This window comes from Micromonospora sp. WMMC241 (assembly GCF_027460165.1).
In the GTDB taxonomy this organism is placed as follows: Bacteria; Actinomycetota; Actinomycetes; order Mycobacteriales; family Micromonosporaceae; genus Micromonospora; species Micromonospora humi.
Genome location: NZ_JAPZBF010000001.1, coordinates 5,487,756 through 5,505,610 on the forward strand (window position 1 = coordinate 5,487,756; position 17,855 = coordinate 5,505,610).

15 protein-coding genes are annotated in these 17,855 nt (G+C 72.6%); 7 read left to right on the plus strand and 8 right to left on the minus strand.

Annotation, left to right across the window (positions count from 1 at the left end; genetic code table 11):
• Positions 1-43: 43 nt before the first annotated feature.
• The 5 genes from nfi to O7598_RS24795 are packed head-to-tail and all read right to left on the minus strand — an operon-like array spanning position 44 to position 6,245.
• Positions 44-727 (minus strand): deoxyribonuclease V, encoded by a 684-nt coding sequence (gene nfi, locus O7598_RS24775; protein WP_269693670.1) that lies wholly within the window; start codon positions 725-727, stop codon positions 44-46.
• Positions 724-1,170 (minus strand): hypothetical protein, encoded by a 447-nt coding sequence (locus O7598_RS24780; RefSeq protein WP_269693671.1) that lies wholly within the window; start codon positions 1,168-1,170, stop codon positions 724-726. The genes nfi and O7598_RS24780 overlap by 4 nt, the downstream gene beginning before the upstream one ends.
• Before the next feature lie 17 nt (positions 1,171-1,187).
• Positions 1,188-5,447, minus strand: coding sequence for a toxin glutamine deamidase domain-containing protein (locus tag O7598_RS24785; RefSeq protein ID WP_269694968.1), 4,260 nt, complete (start codon positions 5,445-5,447; stop codon positions 1,188-1,190).
• Positions 5,448-5,471: 24 nt separating this feature from the next.
• Positions 5,472-5,828, minus strand: coding sequence for a hypothetical protein (locus O7598_RS24790; protein ID WP_269693672.1), 357 nt, complete (start codon positions 5,826-5,828; stop codon positions 5,472-5,474).
• Positions 5,829-5,831: 3 nt separating this feature from the next.
• On the minus strand, positions 5,832-6,245 hold the full coding sequence (locus tag O7598_RS24795; RefSeq protein ID WP_269693673.1) for a YbaB/EbfC family nucleoid-associated protein: 414 nt from the start codon (positions 6,243-6,245) through the stop codon (positions 5,832-5,834).
• 78 nt (positions 6,246-6,323) lie between these two features.
• Between O7598_RS24795 and O7598_RS24800 the strand changes: the two genes are divergently transcribed.
• The gene (locus tag O7598_RS24800; RefSeq protein WP_442929891.1) at positions 6,324-7,559 is read left to right on the plus strand and encodes an SUKH-3 domain-containing protein; all 1,236 of its coding nucleotides are present in this window, start codon (positions 6,324-6,326) and stop codon (positions 7,557-7,559) included.
• A gap of 1 nt (position 7,560) precedes the next feature.
• Here O7598_RS24800 and O7598_RS24805 read toward each other — a convergent pair whose 3' ends face one another.
• Positions 7,561-9,000 carry an aldehyde dehydrogenase family protein gene (locus O7598_RS24805; RefSeq protein ID WP_269693675.1) on the minus strand — a complete coding sequence of 480 codons (1,440 nt, stop codon included), beginning with the start codon at positions 8,998-9,000 and terminating at the stop codon, positions 7,561-7,563.
• A 142-nt stretch (positions 9,001-9,142) separates the two neighbouring features.
• Between O7598_RS24805 and O7598_RS24810 the strand changes: the two genes are divergently transcribed.
• Both O7598_RS24810 and gabT read left to right on the plus strand, forming a co-directional pair.
• A complete protein-coding gene (locus O7598_RS24810; RefSeq protein ID WP_269693676.1) occupies positions 9,143-10,579 on the plus strand; it encodes a gamma-aminobutyraldehyde dehydrogenase in 1,437 nt (478 codons plus the stop codon).
• 186 nt (positions 10,580-10,765) lie between these two features.
• Positions 10,766-12,055, plus strand: a complete 1,290-nt coding sequence (gene gabT / locus O7598_RS24815) for a 4-aminobutyrate--2-oxoglutarate transaminase (protein WP_269693677.1) — start codon at positions 10,766-10,768, stop codon at positions 12,053-12,055.
• 59 nt (positions 12,056-12,114) lie between these two features.
• Here the strand turns inward: gabT and O7598_RS24820 are convergent, their stop codons facing one another.
• Complete coding sequence (locus tag O7598_RS24820; RefSeq protein WP_269693678.1) at positions 12,115-12,774, minus strand: hypothetical protein; 660 nt, start codon at positions 12,772-12,774, stop codon at positions 12,115-12,117.
• A 154-nt stretch (positions 12,775-12,928) separates the two neighbouring features.
• On the opposite strand from O7598_RS24820, the gene O7598_RS24825 reads away from it, so the two are divergent.
• The 4 genes from O7598_RS24825 (at position 12,929) to O7598_RS24840 (ending at position 16,673) form a co-directional block, all read left to right on the plus strand.
• Positions 12,929-14,212, plus strand: coding sequence for a transcriptional regulator (locus O7598_RS24825; protein ID WP_269693679.1), 1,284 nt, complete (start codon positions 12,929-12,931; stop codon positions 14,210-14,212).
• A 38-nt stretch (positions 14,213-14,250) separates the two neighbouring features.
• On the plus strand, positions 14,251-15,756 hold the full coding sequence (gene adh / locus O7598_RS24830) for an aldehyde dehydrogenase (RefSeq protein WP_269693680.1): 1,506 nt from the start codon (positions 14,251-14,253) through the stop codon (positions 15,754-15,756).
• Positions 15,756-16,103, plus strand: coding sequence for a DUF779 domain-containing protein (locus O7598_RS24835; RefSeq protein WP_269693681.1), 348 nt, complete (start codon positions 15,756-15,758; stop codon positions 16,101-16,103). The genes adh and O7598_RS24835 overlap by 1 nt, the downstream gene beginning before the upstream one ends.
• A 99-nt stretch (positions 16,104-16,202) precedes the next feature.
• Positions 16,203-16,673 carry a hypothetical protein gene (locus tag O7598_RS24840; RefSeq protein WP_269693682.1) on the plus strand — a complete coding sequence of 157 codons (471 nt, stop codon included), beginning with the start codon at positions 16,203-16,205 and terminating at the stop codon, positions 16,671-16,673.
• 116 nt (positions 16,674-16,789) lie between these two features.
• On the opposite strand, the gene O7598_RS24845 is transcribed toward O7598_RS24840, so the two are convergent.
• A complete protein-coding gene (locus tag O7598_RS24845; RefSeq protein ID WP_269693683.1) occupies positions 16,790-17,638 on the minus strand; it encodes a hypothetical protein in 849 nt (282 codons plus the stop codon).
• Between the last annotated feature and the right edge of the window lie 217 nt (positions 17,639-17,855).

Consider the following 17,855-nt stretch of genomic DNA (forward strand, 5'->3'; position numbering starts at 1 on the left):
CTCATCGAACGCGCGACATGTGTGCCGCGACACGCGAACGCCGTCAGCCCAGCTCGCCGCGGGCTGCGAGCGCCTGCCGGCAGAGCTGGTCGGCCGTCCGGGTGGTCTCCGGCAGCCGATAACGCGGCGTCAGGGCCAGTACCCGCTCCACCGCCTCGTCCAACCCGATCCGGTGACCGACGCTGACGAAGACCGGACGGACCCCGTCCCGGGTCCGCAGCACCTGCCCGACCACCTCGTCGCCGTCGCGCAGGGCGGACCGGTCGCCACGCCGGAGGCCCGGCCCCGTCCACGACCCGACCAGCGGGGTCTTGCCCACCCCGAGCGCCGGCACCCCGGTCACCACACCCAGGTGGCAGGCCAGCCCGAACCGGCGCGGATGCGCCACCCCGTGCCCGTCGCAGACCAGCAGCTCGGGCCGGACGGTCAACCGGTCCAGCGCCGCCAGCAGCGCCGGCATCTCCCGGAACGCGAACAGCCCGGGCACGTACGGGAACGCCGGCCGACCGACGTGCACCGCCTCGTCCACCACGTCGAGGCTGACGGCGTCGAGCACCGTGACTGCCGCCACGAGCCGGTCGCCGCTCTGCGCGTACGCGACGTCCAGCCCGGCCACCGTCGCGGGCACGCTCGGACCCGGCCCGACCAGCTCGACCCGGGCCCGCAACTCCTCCTGTACGCGTCTCGCCTCCGCCACGTCGGCCGGCGGCCGGTACGGCACCGTCACGACCGCTCGGGGTCCCCGCCCGTCGCGGCGCTCGCGATGGTGGGGTCGGCACCGGGGTCACCGGCCCGCTGGAGCTGCTCCTCGAACATCACGAAGGTCCGCCGCCGGATGCCCCGGACGAGCGCCGCCTCCTCCGGCGTGTACGCGCGCCGCTCGGCGGCGGCCTGCTCCTCGATCGCCCGCACGGTCTCGTAGAGAGCGAACACCGGCCCGTCACCCTTCAGGTAACGACCGCGCGCCGCCTCGGTGCGCTGGACGAATTCGGCGGGCGTCCGGACCGAGATCTCGCCGCCGATCGCCGAAAGGACGTCATCGATCAGGTCATCGGCTGACCGCCAAGCGCCCGTCGCCCTGTCCAGCCGCCATGCGGTGATCCCCCCATCAGGTGTGGAGACCAACTTCACCGGCGTCTTGTAATGGTCGTAGTAGGCGGGGAGTTCCACCCCCTCGGTTCTGTCCGTCATTCACGTCCTCCGGGCAACGCCGTCTGCAGAGCGGTCCAGAAGAATGCGCGCTGCCGGTCGATGATGCCCCTACGTATGGCCGACTCCATCGCGGTCACGCTACGTCCCTCCTCCTTGGCAACGGCACCGAGGTCACGCCGAACTTCGAAGAGGGAATGTTCCCAGCTCGCCACCTCGTCCAGAGCGGCCAACTGCAGGCGGAACTCGGCGATGTGGCCGTTGGAAGCGCGCACGAACATCTGCACGTCCCGATATCCACCGCTCTGTGGGGACCGGAAGCGGTCATCGAACTCCACGAGATCGAGTCGCGCATCGCCCTTGAGAGATGCCAGTGCGCCATAGAGGTCGTCCAGCTTGCGGTAGGAAACATAGCCGCCTGCCAGGTCGGTCAGTTGTGACGCGTCGCCACCATAGCCCTCGATCTTGTCCTCGGCCCTTCCACGATCCTTGGGTTTGGTGCGCGGATGGTATTCGGCGCCACCGCCGGAGGCCGCTGCCAGGCGACGGCCTAGAGCGTCGACGTCGAACTGCGCGGCAGCGGCCGACTCGTACAACTCGTCGAGATAGTGCTTCCGATACCGCGCGTCATTGAGGCGATCGAGGTCGAAGCCCGGCTGCATGGCGTCTGGGCCGTTGACGGCGAAGGATTTGCTGAGCTCAACCTGAGCGTCGGTCAACGGTGTCGGTTCGAGATCCCGTGTCGGAGCCGCCGCGAGTGCGTCAGCTCCCCGCTCGGCGATCTCGTCAAGCACGTCCTGCAGCACGTCGATGGCCTGCTGGTGGCTCGCCAGATGATGCAGGGTCACCGGTCTCGCCGTCAGGGAGTTGGCGAGTTCCGGTGTTGCCAGGATCATCCGGACCAGGTCGGGTCGCTCCGCGAGCTGCCGCACCAGTGTCTCGGCCAGCAACTCCTCGCGCCGGGGCGGCGCCTCCCAGCTCTGGTCGAGCATCCGCTGGACGCGAGGCTCGGCGAACAACCGCTTCAGCTCACCGGCCGCTGTCTCGTCCAGCCCCGGCACCAGCCGTCGCAGCGTCGGCCCGTCGGCGTGCTGCGCCAACTCGACAGGCGTGACCCCGGCGGCGAAGGCGGCGTCCAGGCTGCTGCTCGCCGCCAGCGCGTCGCGCACGTAGAGCCCGGTGGCGATCCGGGTCGCATGCGCCTCGCGGTGGGCACCGCGTACCTGATCCGGCTTCGGCTCGGCCGGTGGCGCGCTGCCGGGGAGCGTGGCAGCCGACGGGCGGTGGAACGTGGTCGACTCACCGAGCAGGTGGACGCGGTTGAAGTCCGGCGCGGTTCCGACGAACTGCGGCGGCGGGTCCGGGAGTCTGGGCGGCTGCGGACGGTGCCGTGGCTCGGGCAGGACGTTGTAGTTGCCGGGCGGCCGGCCGGAGAGCGGCATCGGGCGGCCGTCCGGGCCGAGGACCAGGGCGTCCACGTCGACCACGTTGCCGGCGAACGGGACGCCGCTGTGACGGTAGAGCGGCTGGTCAGCCACCGCCCCGCTCTGCGGATCGAGGTAGAGGACCGTACCGTTCTGGTTCAACGCCACCCAGGCGTGCGAACCACCACCCTCGAAGCTGGTGATGAGGAAGGCGTAGCTGCCGTGGCCGCCCGACGCCAGTTGCGCGTGCAGGTCCCGGTATCCGCGCTCGACCGCCGTCCGCCGATCCGCGCCGGACAGGTCGGGCCCGCACAGATCCTGGAACCGGCCGCCGGTCGTCTCCTCGACCCGTAGCGGCCCGTCCACCTCACCGCCGACCGGCCGGTGGACGTCACCCGCCAGGTAGCCGTCGAAGGTACGCGGGGCGGCAACCCGTGGTCGGCCGTGCACCCACGTCTCGAAGAGCGACAGCGTGCAGTCGAGGCAGTTGATGCCCCGGGTGGCGTCGGCGGCCGGACCGCCGTCGTTCGCCACCCGGAACCACCCGCCACGTCGAGGGTCGGCGGTGCGGGCCACGGTGCCGTCCGGGTTGCGGGGCATCTGGCGTTCCAGGTCGGTCTGGTGCAGTGCGAGCGGCGGCCGGAGGCCGCCCCGCCGGCCGTAGGGCCGTGACCGGTCGACAGGTGGTGGATGGCGGTGACCGCTCAGCGCGGACTCGTCGGCCGTCTCCACCGCGCCGGGCGCCAGGTCGGCGACGTCGTCGTTGATCCGGTAGAAGTCGAGGTCGTCCTCGACCATCACCCGCTCCGGCAGGCGTTTGCCGGCGCGTACCGCATCCGCCTCATCGACCGCCCGATAGTGCAGCCGTTCCCGCAGCCGTCCTTCCCGCACGTGCTGGTCGGCAAGGTGGTGCTGCCCGGCCTGGCGCAGTTCGTGGCCCCTGGTCAGGAGCCAACGCGCCGCCTCGTAGTGCTGCTCCGCGAGATCGCGCAGCTCCCTTACCTGCGACTGCCGTCGATTCTCCTCCTGCAGCGTCCGCTGGGACAGGAGGTAGCCCTGGTAACGACGCCGGTCCAGGGCCTCGCGGTCGGCAGCCAGGCGAACGGCCCGCTGCTGCGGCGTCTCGCGGCGATGTGCGGGTCCCAGGTCAGGCGGACCGTGGAAGGGGGCCGGCGAGTCGGTCGAGTGGCGCGGCGGCGCCAACGTCTCCAACAGCGGAAAGCGAGGATTCGGGGCCGGTCGGGGATCCGGACCGACGGCCGGCGCTCCCGGACTGGGGTTGGTGTGCGGATGGACCGTCGGGGCCGCGGATGCGCTGACATGTCCCTCACCGCCTCCCGAGACGAGCCGGTCCGGAGAAGGCGACACCGCGGAGTAGGGCTGATCGCTGAGCGGTGGGGACAACGTCGCCGACGCCGCTGCCGCGTGCACCGGAGTGACTGGGTGCGAGGTGATCGTGTCGGGCGAGGCCGGCGCCGGACCGCTTCGGACATCGGCCGGACCGGCGAGGGAGGCGCTAGCGCTCGACGTGTCGACGGTCACCGAGGACAGGGTCGGAGTGGCGGTGACCGCACCATGCCCCGGGCCGATCATCGGCGCTGCGGACCCGAAGTTCTCCGAGGGTGACGCTGAGGCGGTGGTCACCTCAGGCAGCGGTCGCGCCGGGCCCACCGGGGACGGGTGATGGGTCATGGCCGGAGCGTCGACCGCCGGCGCCACGGTCTCGGCGATATCTGTCCGAGCATTACCGACCGCCGGTTCACTACTCGGCACGGACAGGGGCGCTTCGGGTGAGCGCTGCGCCGGGACGAGGGCGGCCGAATCGGTCCCGGGCGGCACGTCCAGGCCGACGGGGAGAGCGGTGAGGCCGCCGAGCTTCCCGTCGAGCCGGTGGTGCAGCGCCGTGTCGGCCTGCCCGGTGGCGGAGCCGCTCACCCCGGACGCCGCGGCGCGGGCCAGGTCCTCCAGCGACGGCCCCTGGCCGGTGGCAAGCCCCGCCGCGGTCTCCGCGAGGCTCTCGCCGGCCATCTCACGCCCGAAGTGCTCCCCGACCCGGGCGAACCGCCCGCTCGCGTGCCGACCGAGACCGGCGAGGGGCGCGGCCGCACCGCCGGCGAAACCGCCGAGCCCCGACGCGCCCACGTCGGTGAGGTCGAGGCCGTCCCGCCGACCGGTTGAGTTCTGGTAGGCCTGGGTGGCCAGGCTGGTGCCGGCCTCCTGCCCTGCCTCCACCAGGCCACCGAGCACCGCCTTGCGGGCCAGCCCACGGGCGCCGCTCTTGACCGCCTGCTTGGCGGCGCGCTCGCCCGCTTCCTTCAGGCCCTCCCGGACCGCCTTGCGGGCCAGCTGCGCCACCAGCCGCTTGAAGATCTGCTGCACCGTGATCCGGGTGGCGGCGATCGCGGCGCCGGCCGCCGGTGACGCCGTGCCCAGGGTCAGCGCGGTGACCACCACGAGGGACAGCAGTTCGACGACCAGGATGCCCAGCTCGATCCAGGCCTCCAGCTTCGCGCCCTCGATGTCGCAGCCGCAGGAGTCGACCAGCCGTCCCAACTCGTCGGTGGCCGCGACCAGGACGTGCAGCGGGGCGTCCTCGCCCCCGGCCACCTTGTCCCAGGCCGTGTCGAACGCGTGGGCCACCAGGCCGACACCGCCGTAGCCGCTCTTCACCTCGCCGGCGGCGGTGACCGCTTCCTCGCGCGGGCCGGTCAGGACGCCGGCCACGCCGTACCACTGGTCGGCCAGATCCCAGACGGCGCGCTCGTTGCCCTCGGGCCATTCCACGCCGACCACCCAGTCGAGCGCCTCGTAGATCCAGCCGGGCAGTTCCCAGGGGCAGTAGTCGAGCGGATGTGGGAGCGGGCTGGGCAGCATGCTCACGCGCGGATCCTCCGGTGGTCAGCGCCAGGGCCGATGCGGATTGTGCCGTTGGTGCGGGATCTGCCCGAGGTCACGGGCATTGCCCAGGTCTGTCTCCACGGTCGCGGTGACCGAGCGGACCACGTCGGAGCCGATCCCTTCGAGCGACCGGCCGAGCAGCTCCCAGGCCCGCAGCAGCGTCTCGGCGTAACCCTGGTAGTGCTTGTCGAACGCGGCGCCGATGTCGTCGCGCCCCCACGGCCGTTGCGCGCCGGCCGCGGCGATCGGGTCACCGGTCTCCCGTCGCGCCGCGTTCACCGCCCGGCCGGTCGCGGCCAGGTCGGCGCCGCCGCGCCGGGCGCGCTCCGGGTCCAGCCAGATCTCTCCCCCGGCCATCGGTCACTCGCCGCGCGACGCGACGGCGTCGGCCCGGCCCAGCAACGCGCCGAAGTCATGGGTACGCAGGAACTCGACCGACGGCGAGCCGGGCGGCAGATAGCCGGAGACCAGCTCACGGGTGGCGGTGCCCGCGGCGGCGTTGGCCCGCAGCACGGTTTCGGTTATCTTCCGGCTCAGCGCCCGGGCATCGCGGTCGTGGAACACGGCCGGGCTGACCTCGACGCTGATCAGCTCGCCCCGCGCCCCGACCACCGCGGTGACCTGACCGTCGTCGGAGCGCTCGGTCACCCGTAGCTCGGCCAGCCTGGTCTGCAGTTCGTCCAGGCCGGACCGCAGGCGCTGGTATTGGCCGTACACCTCGTCGAATCGCGCGCGTAGTGCACGGTTCGCATCCCGGTCCGCACTCTCGGCCACCGCCGCTCCCCTTCCGTCACCGTGGGTAGGGCCGACCATACCGGGTGCCACGAAATCCATGGGGTCCGGTAATTTCAGGTGGTGATCGAGCGACAGCAGGCCGAGCAGATCGCCTCCGTGTGGGCCCGGCGGGACTCCGACCGCCTCGGTTTCCCCTGCACGCCTGTGGTCGAGGAGTTCGACCTGGGCTACGTGATCGTGTCCACCGTGGCCACCGAGTCCCGGGCCCTGCCCGGCGACCTGCCGACCACTGTCATCGACAAGGAGACCGGCGAGGTGTCCACCTGGCCCCGGGTCCCGGCGGGCGCGGTGGAGGAGATGTACCGGCAACGCCGCCCGGCCGATCCGCGCGCCCCCCGCACCGTCGACCCGGCCGCGCAGTTGCTCCGCGAGCTGACCCGGCTGCCCACCCCCGGTGCCGCCGCTCACCTCACCCTCGACGGGCGACTGCACGTGGCACAGGGCGCCAAGGGCGACGTCGAGCTGCGCCACCACCCGCTCGTCCGGTCCTACCTGGACGAGCTACCCGCCGGCCACCTGGTCCGGGGCGGCGACCGGCACGCCGAGATGATCGTCGTTTCCGACGCCCTGCACGAGCACGACCACCGCCGTGCGGCGGAGGGGCTTCCGCCGCTCACCTACGAGGAGGCCCGCGAGCTGTTGGGCACCGGCCGGATCGAGTTCTTTCGGATCCGCGAGCCCGGCGACCCGACCGCCGGACCGGGCGAACTTCCCTGCGACTCGTGCGTCAGGTTCCTGGTGCGGTTCGCGGCCCTACCCTGGTCCGATCTGGCCTTCGTCGAGGAATGGCGCCCGGAGCCACGGGACGTCGTCCAACCTGGACGGCTCCCCGACGACGTGGCTCTCGCGCTCACGGACGGCGGCTGGCAGGTCAGCATGTTCAACGAGGCCCTCGCGCTGGGTGCGATCGCCGAGACGAAGGAGATCACGGGGCAACACCACCGACACGAGGTCTTCCCGGCCGCCGAGGCGGCGCTCACCGCGTTCCCGGCCGTCCTCAGCCGACGTCGCGGCCCCGGGGAGCAGGTGTGGATCAGTCGGTTCACCACGAATCCGCTGCGCGCCGCGCACACCGCCGACACCCTCGCCGACTTCGGCGCGGTCCTCGGCGTCCGCCTCTTCCCGCTGGGCAGCGAACGTCAGGAGAGCATCCTCGCGGTCGACGAGCACGGTCGGGTCTTCGCCCTCGACCAGGCCGGCGAGTGGTTCCTCGGCGCCGACATCGACGCCGCCCTCACCACCCTGCTGCTCGGTCGCGCCCCCGCCCGGGTCCGCGACGACGGCACCTGGTGACCTACAGTTCGATCCCGGTGAGCACCGTGACCCGCTGCTCGGTGTAGTCGTCCATGGCGCTGCGCAGCCCTTCCCGCCCCACCCCCGACCCCTTCACCCCGCCGTACGGCATCTGGTCGGCCCGGTAGGACGGCACGTCGCCGACGATCACGCCGCCGACCTCCAGCGTGCGGGCGGCGGCGAACGCCACGTCGAGCCGGTGGGTGAAGACGCCGGCCTGCAGCCCGTACGCGGAGTCGTTGACCGCGGCGAACGCGGCCCGGTCGTCCGCGACCGGGGCGACCACGAGCACCGGCCCGAACACCTCCTCGGTGCTGACCTTGGCGTCGGCGGGCACTCCGCTGAGCACGGTGGGTGGATGGGTGGCGCCGTCGCGCCGGCCGCCCACCTCGACGGTGGCCCCGGCGGCGACCGCCTCGTCGACCCAGGTCTCGACGCGCCGCGCCGCCTCGACGGACACGAGCGGCCCGACGTCCGTCGACTCGTCGCGGGGGTCGCCGGTGTGCAGTTCCCCGACGGCGGCGACGAGCCGGGGCAGGAAGCGGTCGTAGAGCCGTTCGTGCACGTGGACCCGCTGCACGGCGATGCATGACTGCCCGGCCTGGTAGTTGGAGAACGTGGCGATGCGCTGCGCGGCGAAGGTCAGGTCCTCGTCCGACGACCAGTCGGCGCAGATCACCGCCGCCGCGTTTCCGCCCAGTTCCAGGGTGACGTGCTTGTCGTGGGCGGTCCGGCGGATGGCGGCGCCGACCGGCCCGGAGCCGGTGAACGACACCACCGGCAGCCGCGGGTCGGCGACCAGGTCGGCGGCGCGCTCGTTGGGCAGCGGCAGCACCGAGAACATGCCCTCGGGCAGGTCGGTCTCGGCGAGGATCTCGCCGAGCAGCAGCGCGGTGAGCGGGGTGGCCGGGGCCGGCTTGACCACGATCGGGGCGCCGACGGCGAGCGCCGGGGCGACCTTGTGGGCGACCAGGTTGAGCGGGAAGTTGAACGGGGTGATGCCGAGCACCGGCCCGCGCGGCACCCGCCGGACCAGGGCGATCCGTCCGGTCGCGGCCGGGTCGGTGTCGAGGCGTTGCAGGTCGCCGGAGAAGCGGCGGGCCTCTTCGGCGGCCCAGCGGAACACCGAGACGGCGCGTCCGACCTCGGCCTTCGCCCACTTGATGGGCTTGCCGTTCTCGGCGGTGATCAGCGCCGCGATCTCGGCGGCGCGTTCGGCGAGCCGTCGGGTGACGTGGTCCAGGGCCGCCGCGCGGGCGTGCGCGGGCAGGGCCGCGGCCGCCGCAGCCACCCGGGCGGCGCCCGCGACGGCCGCTTCGACCTGGTCGGTCGTGGCGAGCGTGGTACGCCCCACCGCCTGCCCGTCGTACGGGTGGGTGACGGTCAACTCTTGATCGCCGTGGGCGGGGCGGCCGGCGACATAGAAGGCTCTCGGCTCCACGTCCGGCAGCGTAGACCAGAGATGCTCACGCGGAAACAGTTGCCCAAACCCTTGTCTGCCTCGAATTCAGTAGCCAAGATGGCAGTTAGATTGCGAGAACCTCCGCTGACCTTCCTCCCGGCCACCCTCTCGGAGACTTGACATGAGCGACCAGCAGCAGCTGCGCAACTTCGTCAACGGCGAGTACGTCGACCCGGTGGACGGCGGCTACGCCGATCTGGTCGACCCGTGCACCGGCGAGGTCTTCGCCCGGGCGCCGGTGTCCGGGCCGGCGGACGTGGACGCGGCGATGACGGCCGCCGCCACCGCGTTCGAGAGCTGGCGGGACGCGACTCCGGCGGAGCGGCAGCGGGCGATGTTGAAGTTCGCGGACGCGGTGGAGTCGCGGGCCGCCGAGCTGGTCGACGCGGAGGTGCGCAACACCGGCAAGCCCCGGCAGCTCACCACCGACGAGGAGCTGCCGCCGGCCGTGGACGAGCTGCGCTTCTTCGCCGGCGCGGCGCGCCTGCTGGAGGGGCGTTCGGCCGGGGAGTACCTGGCCGGCCACACGTCGTACGTGCGGCGGGAGCCGATCGGCGTCTGCGCGCAGGTGACGCCCTGGAACTATCCGCTGATGATGGCGGTCTGGAAGATCGCCCCGGCGCTCGCGGCCGGCAACGCGGTGGTGTTGAAGCCGTCGGACACCACGCCGGTGTCGACGTTGCTGCTGGCCGAGATCGCCGCCGAGCACCTGCCGCCGGGCGTGTTCAACGTGGTCTGCGGCGACCGCGACACCGGTCGTACCCTGGTCTCCCACCCGACGCCGCAGCTGGTGTCGATCACCGGCTCGACCCGCGCGGGCATGGAGGTCGCGGCCGCGGCGGCGCCGGACCTGAAGCGGACCCACCTGGAGCTGGGCGGCAAGGCACCGGTGGTGATCTTCGACGACGCGGACGTCGCGGCGGCGGCCGAGGCGATCGCGGTCGGCGGCTACTTCAACGCGGGCCAGGACTGCACCGCCGCGACCCGGGTGCTGACCGGCCCGGGCATCCACGACGACTTCGTCGCCGCGCTCACCGAGCAGGCGCGCAACACCCGCACCGGCGGCCCGGACGACGCGGACGTGCTCTACGGCCCGCTGAACAACGCCAACCAGCTCGCCCGGGTCAGCGGCTTCGTGGACCGCCTGCCCGACCACGCGGACGTGACGACGGGCGGGTCCCGGGTCGGCGAGCGCGGCTTCTTCTACGCCCCGACCGTGGTCTCCGGCGTCCGGCAGGCCGACGAGATCATCCAGGACGAGGTGTTCGGACCGGTGATCACCGTGCAGCGGTTCTCCGCCGAGGACGAGGCGGTGCGCTGGGCCAACGGCGTCGAGTACGGCCTGTCCGCGTCGGTCTGGACCCGCGACCACGGCCGGGCCATGCGGATGACCCGCCGGCTCGACTTCGGCTGCGTCTGGGTCAACACGCACATCCCGTTCGTCTCGGAGATGCCGCACGGCGGCTTCAAGCACTCCGGCCACGGCAAGGACCTGTCGGTCTACAGCCTGGAGGACTACACCCGGGTCAAGCACGTCATGCACAACATCGAGGGCTGACGTGAGCGCGAGGAGTGAGCCGGTCTTGCGAGCCCCGCAGTCGCGAACGAAAGACGGCCTGGTGAGCGCGAGGAGTGAGCCGGTTCTGCGAGCCCCGCAGTCGCGAACGAAAGAAGGCCTGGTGAGCGCGAGGAGTGAGCCGGTTCTGCGAGCCCCGCAGTCGCGAACGAAAGAAGGCTGAGCCCCATGGCGTCCAGCGAGGAGCTGCGCAAGCGGCGCGGGTCGGCGGTGGCCCGGGGGGTGGGCAGCGTCGTCGACGCGTACGTCGACCACGCGAGCGGTGGCACGCTCACCGACGTGGACGGCCGGGAGTGGATCGACTTCGCGGCCGGCATCGCGGTCACCAACGTGGGCAACTCCGCCCCGAAGGTGGTCGAGGCGGTCCGCGCCCAGGTCGAGCGGTTCACCCACACCTGCTTCATGGTCGCGCCCTACGAGTCGTACGTGGCGGTCTGCGAGCAGCTCAACGCGGTGACGCCCGGTGGCTTCGAGAAGCGGTCGGCGTTGTTCAACTCCGGCGCCGAGGCGGTGGAGAACGCGATCAAGATCGCCCGGCACGCCACCGGGCGGCCGGCGGTGGTGGTGTTCGACCACGCCTACCACGGCCGGACCAACCTGACCATGGCGTTGACCGCGAAGAACATGCCGTACAAGCACCGGTTCGGGCCGTTCGCCGGTGAGGTCTACCGGGTGCCGATGTCGTACCCGCTGCGCGACGGCGGGCTCGACGGGGCGACCGCCGCGGCCCGGTCGATCGAGATGATCGAGAAGCAGGTGGGCGCGGAGAACGTGGCCGCGCTGCTGATCGAGCCGATCCAGGGCGAGGGCGGCTTCGTCGTACCCGCGGAGGGGTTCCTGCCGGCGTTGCGCGAGTGGGCGACGGCGGCCGGGGCGGTCTTCGTCGCCGACGAGATCCAGACCGGCTTCTGCCGCACCGGCGACTGGTTCGCCTGCTCGCACGAGGGTGTGGAGCCCGACCTGGTCACGCTGGCCAAGGGGATGGCCGGCGGGCTGCCGCTGGCGGCGGTGACCGGGCGGGCCGAGCTGATGGACGCCGTGCACGTCGGCGGCCTCGGCGGCACGTACGGCGGCAACCCGGTCGCCTGCGCCGCCGCGCTCGCGGCGATGGCCACCATGCACGAGTTGGACCTGCCGGCCGCCGCGCGGCGGATCGGCGCGGCGATGGGCGAGCGGCTGCGCACGATCGCCGCCGGTGACCCGCGGGTCGCCGAGGTACGCGGCCGGGGCGCGATGCTCGCCGTGGAGATCGTGCAGCCGGGCGGGATCGTCCCCGATCCGGTGGCCACGGCGGCGCTCTCGGCGGCCTGCCACGCGGCCGGGCTGCTCACCCTGACCTGCGGCACCTACGGCAACGTGCTGCGTTTCCTGCCCCCGCTGGTGATCTCCGACAGCGAGTTGGGCCGGGGCCTCGACATCCTCGAGGCCGCCTTCGGCCGGCAGGTGTCGGCCCCCTGATCGTGGAACACCACGGGCGTAGATCCCCCCAGGTTTCGCCCGTGGTGTTCCACCCCTGCTCAGCGCAGCAGCTGCACGACGTTGCGGCGGACCACGTTCTTGCCCGGTTCACGGATGGCGTCCATGGCCGCGACGTTGAGCAGCACGCAACTGCCGGACGGCCCGACCACGGTCACGGTGGTCGCCTTGTTGTTGTCCAGGTTCGTCACCCGCAGCCGGGTGCCGACCGGGAACTGCCCGCTGGTGGCGGCCGGCGCCCCGGCCTCGGCGGAGAACGTGATCGAGCCGGTGCAGACGCTGCCGCCGATCGGCTGGGCGTTGCCCGGCCGGGTCTCGACTGGCTGCGCGCCGCCGGGCGCCGGCGCGGCGCCGTCGAGGCGTTCCACCACGTTGCGCCGGATGACGTTCTTGCCCGGCTCCCGGACCAGGTCCATGGCGGCGGCGTTGAGCAGCACGCAACTGCCCGACGGGCCGACCACTGTCACCGTTGTCGCCTTGTCGTTGTCCAGGTTCGTCACCCGCAGCCGGGTGCCCGCCGGGAACCGGTCGCTGGTCGCCGCCGGCGCGCCGCCCTCGGCCGAGAAGGTCACCGACCCGGCGCAGACCGACCGTCCGGTCGGCGCGGTCTCGGCGAAACCCATCCCGGTGCCCACCGAGACCACCCCGACGGCGGCTACCGCCACGGTCGCCGCCAGCACGTGCTTACGCTGCACCCTCACGTTCACTCCCGTCGTCGGTGTCCTCGACGCCTGATACGGACGGCAGGCCCCAGCCGTTCACCGCGGCGGGTGTCGAGCGGGGGCCCCGCCTCTACCGAATGCGTCGAGCGGGGGCCCCTCCTTTGCCCCTACCATGGTGGGAGGAGGTCGGTTGGTGGCTGACCCGTGGCTCGCTTTGGAGTTCGGCGCGGATCCGGCGGAGCGGATCGCGCAGGTCGGTGCCGCCCACGAGGCGTTCCTCACCGCCGGCGCCGCCACCGGCCGGGTCCGGGACGTGGTCCGCCGGTCCTGGGAACGCTCCGCCCGGCTCGACCCGGAGGCCACCGCGCCCGTCGACCTCACCGACGACGCGCTGCACAGCTACCGTGCCGCGCACCCGCTGGCCCGGGTGCTGCCGCTCTTCCGCGACCTGCTCGGCGGCATCGCGCAGGACGGCGCGCACCTGATGGCGGTCTGCGACGCGGGCGGGCGGCTGCTCTGGGTGGAGGGTCATCCGGGCGTGCTCCGGCACGCCGAGCGGATGAACTTCGTGCCGGGCGCCCGGTGGGACGAGGCGCACGTCGGCACCAACGCGCCGGGCACCGCGTTGGCCGTCGACCACAGCGTGCAGATCTTCGCCACCGAGCACTTCGTCCGGCCGGTGCAGCGCTGGACCTGCGCCGCCGCCCCGATCCACGACCCGGTCACCGGCCTGCTGCTCGGCGCCGTCGACATCACCGGCGGCGACCACCTGGCCAACCCGCAGAGCCTCGCGCTGGTCCGGGCCACCGCGCGCGCCGCCGAGGCGTTCCTGGCCGGCGCGACGCCCACCGCGCCGGACGTGCCGCACGTGGCCGCGCTCGGCCGGGACGAGGCGGAGCTGCGCGTCGGTGGCCGGCGCGTCCGGCTCGGGCGGCGACACAGCGAGCTGCTGGTGCTGCTCGTCGACCATCCGGAGGGGCGCACCGGGGAACAGCTCGGCCTCGACCTCTACGGCGACGACCGGCTGCACCCGGTCACGGTGCGCGCCGAGCTGTCCCGGCTGCGCCGCGCGCTCGGCGGGGAGTTGCTCGACTCCCGCCCCTACCGGCTGCGCGGGCCGGTGCGCGCCGACTTCCGCACCGTCACCGAACTGCTGGAGCGCGGCGACCCGGCGGGGGCGCTGCGCGCGTACCCCGGGCCCCTGCTGCCCGCCTCCGACGCGCCGGGAGTGACGCGACTGCGCCGCCTGGTCGACGGCCAGCTCCGCGCGGCCGTGCTGGCGAGCGCGGACCCGGGCCTGCTCGCGGCCTGGACCGCGACGCCCGCCGGCACCGACGACCTGACCGCCTGGGAGGCGCTGGCCCGGGCGTTGCCGCCGGGCGCGCCCCGCCGGCCGCTCGCGGTGGCACGGGCCCGCCAGCTCGCCGAGGAGTACGCGCTGCCGCGCGCAACGTTGCTGCAACGTCGCGGAAACTAGCGTCTGCCGCCATCCCCTCACGGACGGCGGAGGTACCCATGACGCGCTACGACGCCCCCACCCACTGGCAGTCCCGCTACGACCACTGGATCGGCGGCGAGTACGTGAAGCCGCACGGTGGGAAGTACTTCGAGAACCCCACCCCGGTGACCGGGCAGACCTTCTGCGAGGTGGCCCGAGGCACCGCCGAGGACGTGGAGCGGGCGCTCGACGCGGCGCACGGCGCGGCCGACGCGTGGGGTCGCACCTCGGTCGCCGAGCGTTCGCTGATCCTCAACCGGATCGCCGACCGGATGCAGGACAACCTGGAGTCCCTCGCGATCGCCGAGACGTGGGAGAACGGCAAGCCGGTACGCGAGACGCTGGCCGCCGACATCCCGCTCGCGATCGACCACTTCCGCTACTTCGCCGGCGCGGTACGGGCCCAGGAGGGCTCGCTCGGTGAGATCGACGACGACACCGTGGCCTACCACTTCCACGAGCCGCTGGGCGTGGTCGGGCAGATCATCCCGTGGAACTTCCCGATCCTGATGGCGGTCTGGAAGCTCGCCCCGGCGCTCGCCGCCGGCAACGCGGTGGTGCTGAAGCCGGCCGAGCAGACGCCGGCCTCGATCCACTACCTGCTCTCGCTGATCGGCGACCTGCTGCCGCCGGGCGTGCTGAACGTGGTCAACGGCTTCGGCGTGGAGGCCGGCAAGCCACTGGCGTCCTCGCCGCGGGTGGCCAAGGTGGCGTTCACCGGCGAGACCACCACCGGGCGGCTGATCATGCAGTACGCCAGCGAGAACATCAAACCGGTCACGCTGGAGCTGGGCGGCAAGAGCCCGAACCTGTTCTTCGACGACGTCAGCGCCGCCTCCGACGACTTCCTCGACAAGGCGCTCGAAGGCTTCACCATGTTCGCCCTCAACCAGGGCGAGGTGTGCACCTGCCCGTCCCGGGCGCTCATCCAGCAGGGCCACTACTCCGACTTCCTGGCCGCCGCCGTGGACCGGACCAGGAAGATCACGCAGGGACACCCGCTGGACACCGACACGATGGTCGGCGCGCAGGCATCCAACGACCAACTGGAGAAGATCCTGTCCTACCTGGACATCGGGCGGCAGGAGGGCGCGAAGGTGCTCACCGGCGGTGAGCGGGCGGATCTCGGCGGCGAGCTGTCCGGCGGCTACTACGTCCAGCCGACCATCTTCGAGGGCGACAACTCGATGCGGATCTTCCAGGAGGAGATCTTCGGGCCGGTGGTGTCGGTGACCTCCTTCGCCGACCTGGACGACGCCGTCAAGATCGCCAACGACACGCTCTACGGGCTCGGCGCCGGCGTGTGGACCCGGGACCTGAACACCGCGTACCGGGCCGGGCGGGCGATCCAGGCCGGCCGGGTCTGGACGAACTGCTACCACGCCTACCCGGCGCACGCCGCGTTCGGCGGCTACAAGCAGTCCGGCATCGGCCGGGAGAACCACAAGATGATGCTGGAGCACTACCAGCAGACCAAGAACCTGCTGGTCAGCTACTCCCCGAAGAAGCTGGGCTTCTTCTGATGGGTGCCCCGGTGACCCTGACCCCCGCGGCGGCCAGCCTGATCCGGTCGCTGCGGGGGCAGCACGGCCCGCTGATGTTCCACCAGTCCGGCGGCTGCTGCGACGGCAGCGCCCCGATGTGCTACCCGGCCGGCGAGTTCCGCACCGGCGGCTCGGACGTGCTGCTCGCCTCGCTGGCGGTGGACGGCGTGCCCGAACCTGTCGAGTTCTGGATGTCGAAGGCCCAGTGGGACCTGTGGCAGCACACCCGGCTCACCGTCGACGTGGTGCCCGGGCGGGGCAGCGGCTTCTCGCTGGAGGCCCCGGAGGGCGTGCGCTTCCTCATCCGCTCCCAACTCGCCCGCTGACCTGTCCAAGATCTTGCAGCTCACGGTCGTCGCGACGGTGGGAAGCTGACACCGTCCACATCGGAGCAGCCTCCCACCACCGCCCGACAGGAGCCGCGCATGCACCCGGTCCGCCCGTCCCTGCTCGCCGCCGCCCTCGCCACGGCCACCACCGTCGCCACGCTCGGGCTCGCGTCGGGCCCCGCCGTCGCCGCCCCGGCGACCTCGACAACCTCGGCGGCCTCGGCCCCGGCGATCTCGGTCGACCGGTTCGGCGTCGCCGACGCCCGCGCCCGCACCGCCACCGTCGGCGGTCGGTTCGCGTGCGGCGACGAGCGCGGCCTGGCGTACGTCGAGGTTCACCTGACTCAGCGGGTGCGGCGCGCCTCGGTCACCGGCTTCGGGTTCGGTGTGATCGGCGCGTGCACCGACGACCGCACCGCCGGCACCTGGACCGCCACCATCCCCGCCGACGCCGGCACGTTCCGCCCCGGCTCCGCCACGACCACCGCCCGCCTGGTCGTGGAGCCCAACTCCCTCACCGAAACCACCGAGCCCGTCCGCCTGCGCCCCTCCTGCCCCAACCCCTAACCCCACCCCGCCCCGCCCCACCCCGCCGGCGATCTTGCACTTTGGGCCCGCGACTAGTCTGTTAGGTCGCTTATGCCGGGGCAGGAAGTGCAAGATCGCGGCGAGTCGGGGCGGGGTCAGCGGGTCAGGGCCGCGCGGAGGGTGGTGAGGATGTGGGAGGGGCGGCGGTAGAGGTCGCGGTCGGTGAAGTAGCGCATCCGCCATCCGTTCGCGTCCAACCAGTTGATCCGGTCGCGGTCGTACCGCATGCGGTCGCGGTCGAGGTGGGACAGTCCGTCGTACTCCACCCCCACCCGTCGCTCGCGATAACCGAGATCGGTGCGGAAGCGCGGAACGCCGTACCGGTCATGGATCCACATCTGCGGCTCCGGAGCGGGCAGTCCGCCGTCGAGCAGGAGCAACCGCAACTGACTCTCCTGGCGGCACTCGGACCGGCCGTCGGCTCGCGGCACGAGGTCGCGTGCCTGCCGCACACCGCGCAGGGCCCGATGCAGAGGCAACTCCTCCCTGAGGTCGTCGACCGTCACGGCTTCCGAGCGGAGCGCGGCGTCGAGCACCGGGAGGGCGTCCATCCGCCGGGCGCGTCGGGCCAGGTCGACCGCGCACTGGGCGGCGGGTACGCAGGGCAGGCCGCCAACGGTCACCGGCCGGACCGGCAGCACGGAGTGGTGGACGACCAGACCGGGTAGCCGGGGCTTGGCGACGTGCGGCGGCACCTGCACGTGCACCGCGGCCTCCCGGAGCACGCCGAATCCGTGGCGGCGGGCCGCGGACTGCATGGCGAGCATGGCGCCGGCGGGAAGGCACCGCAGGAGCGCCCGCAGCTCGTCCTCGTCGTCGCAGCGCGTCGGCGCGTAGACCCCACGCCGGACCCGGATCAGCTCCTCCCGCTCGACCTGCGTCCGTACCCGCTTGACGGTGAGCGCGCGGACCAGTTCCCGGGTGCGCCACAACTCGGCAGACATGCGCCCACCATCCCGCCCCCGAGCATTCCCCGTCGTCCCCCACCGCTCCCCCCTGTGGACAACCCCTTCTTTGTGCACAACCCCCCACCCCGACCCCACGCGTGCTAGACCCGTCTCGCCCTTCCCGCGATCTTGCAGTTGGTGCCCCCGTTTTGTCCCGAAGGGCCGGAATGTCGGGGCATAAACTGCAAGATCAACGAGGAGGGGGGAGGGAGGA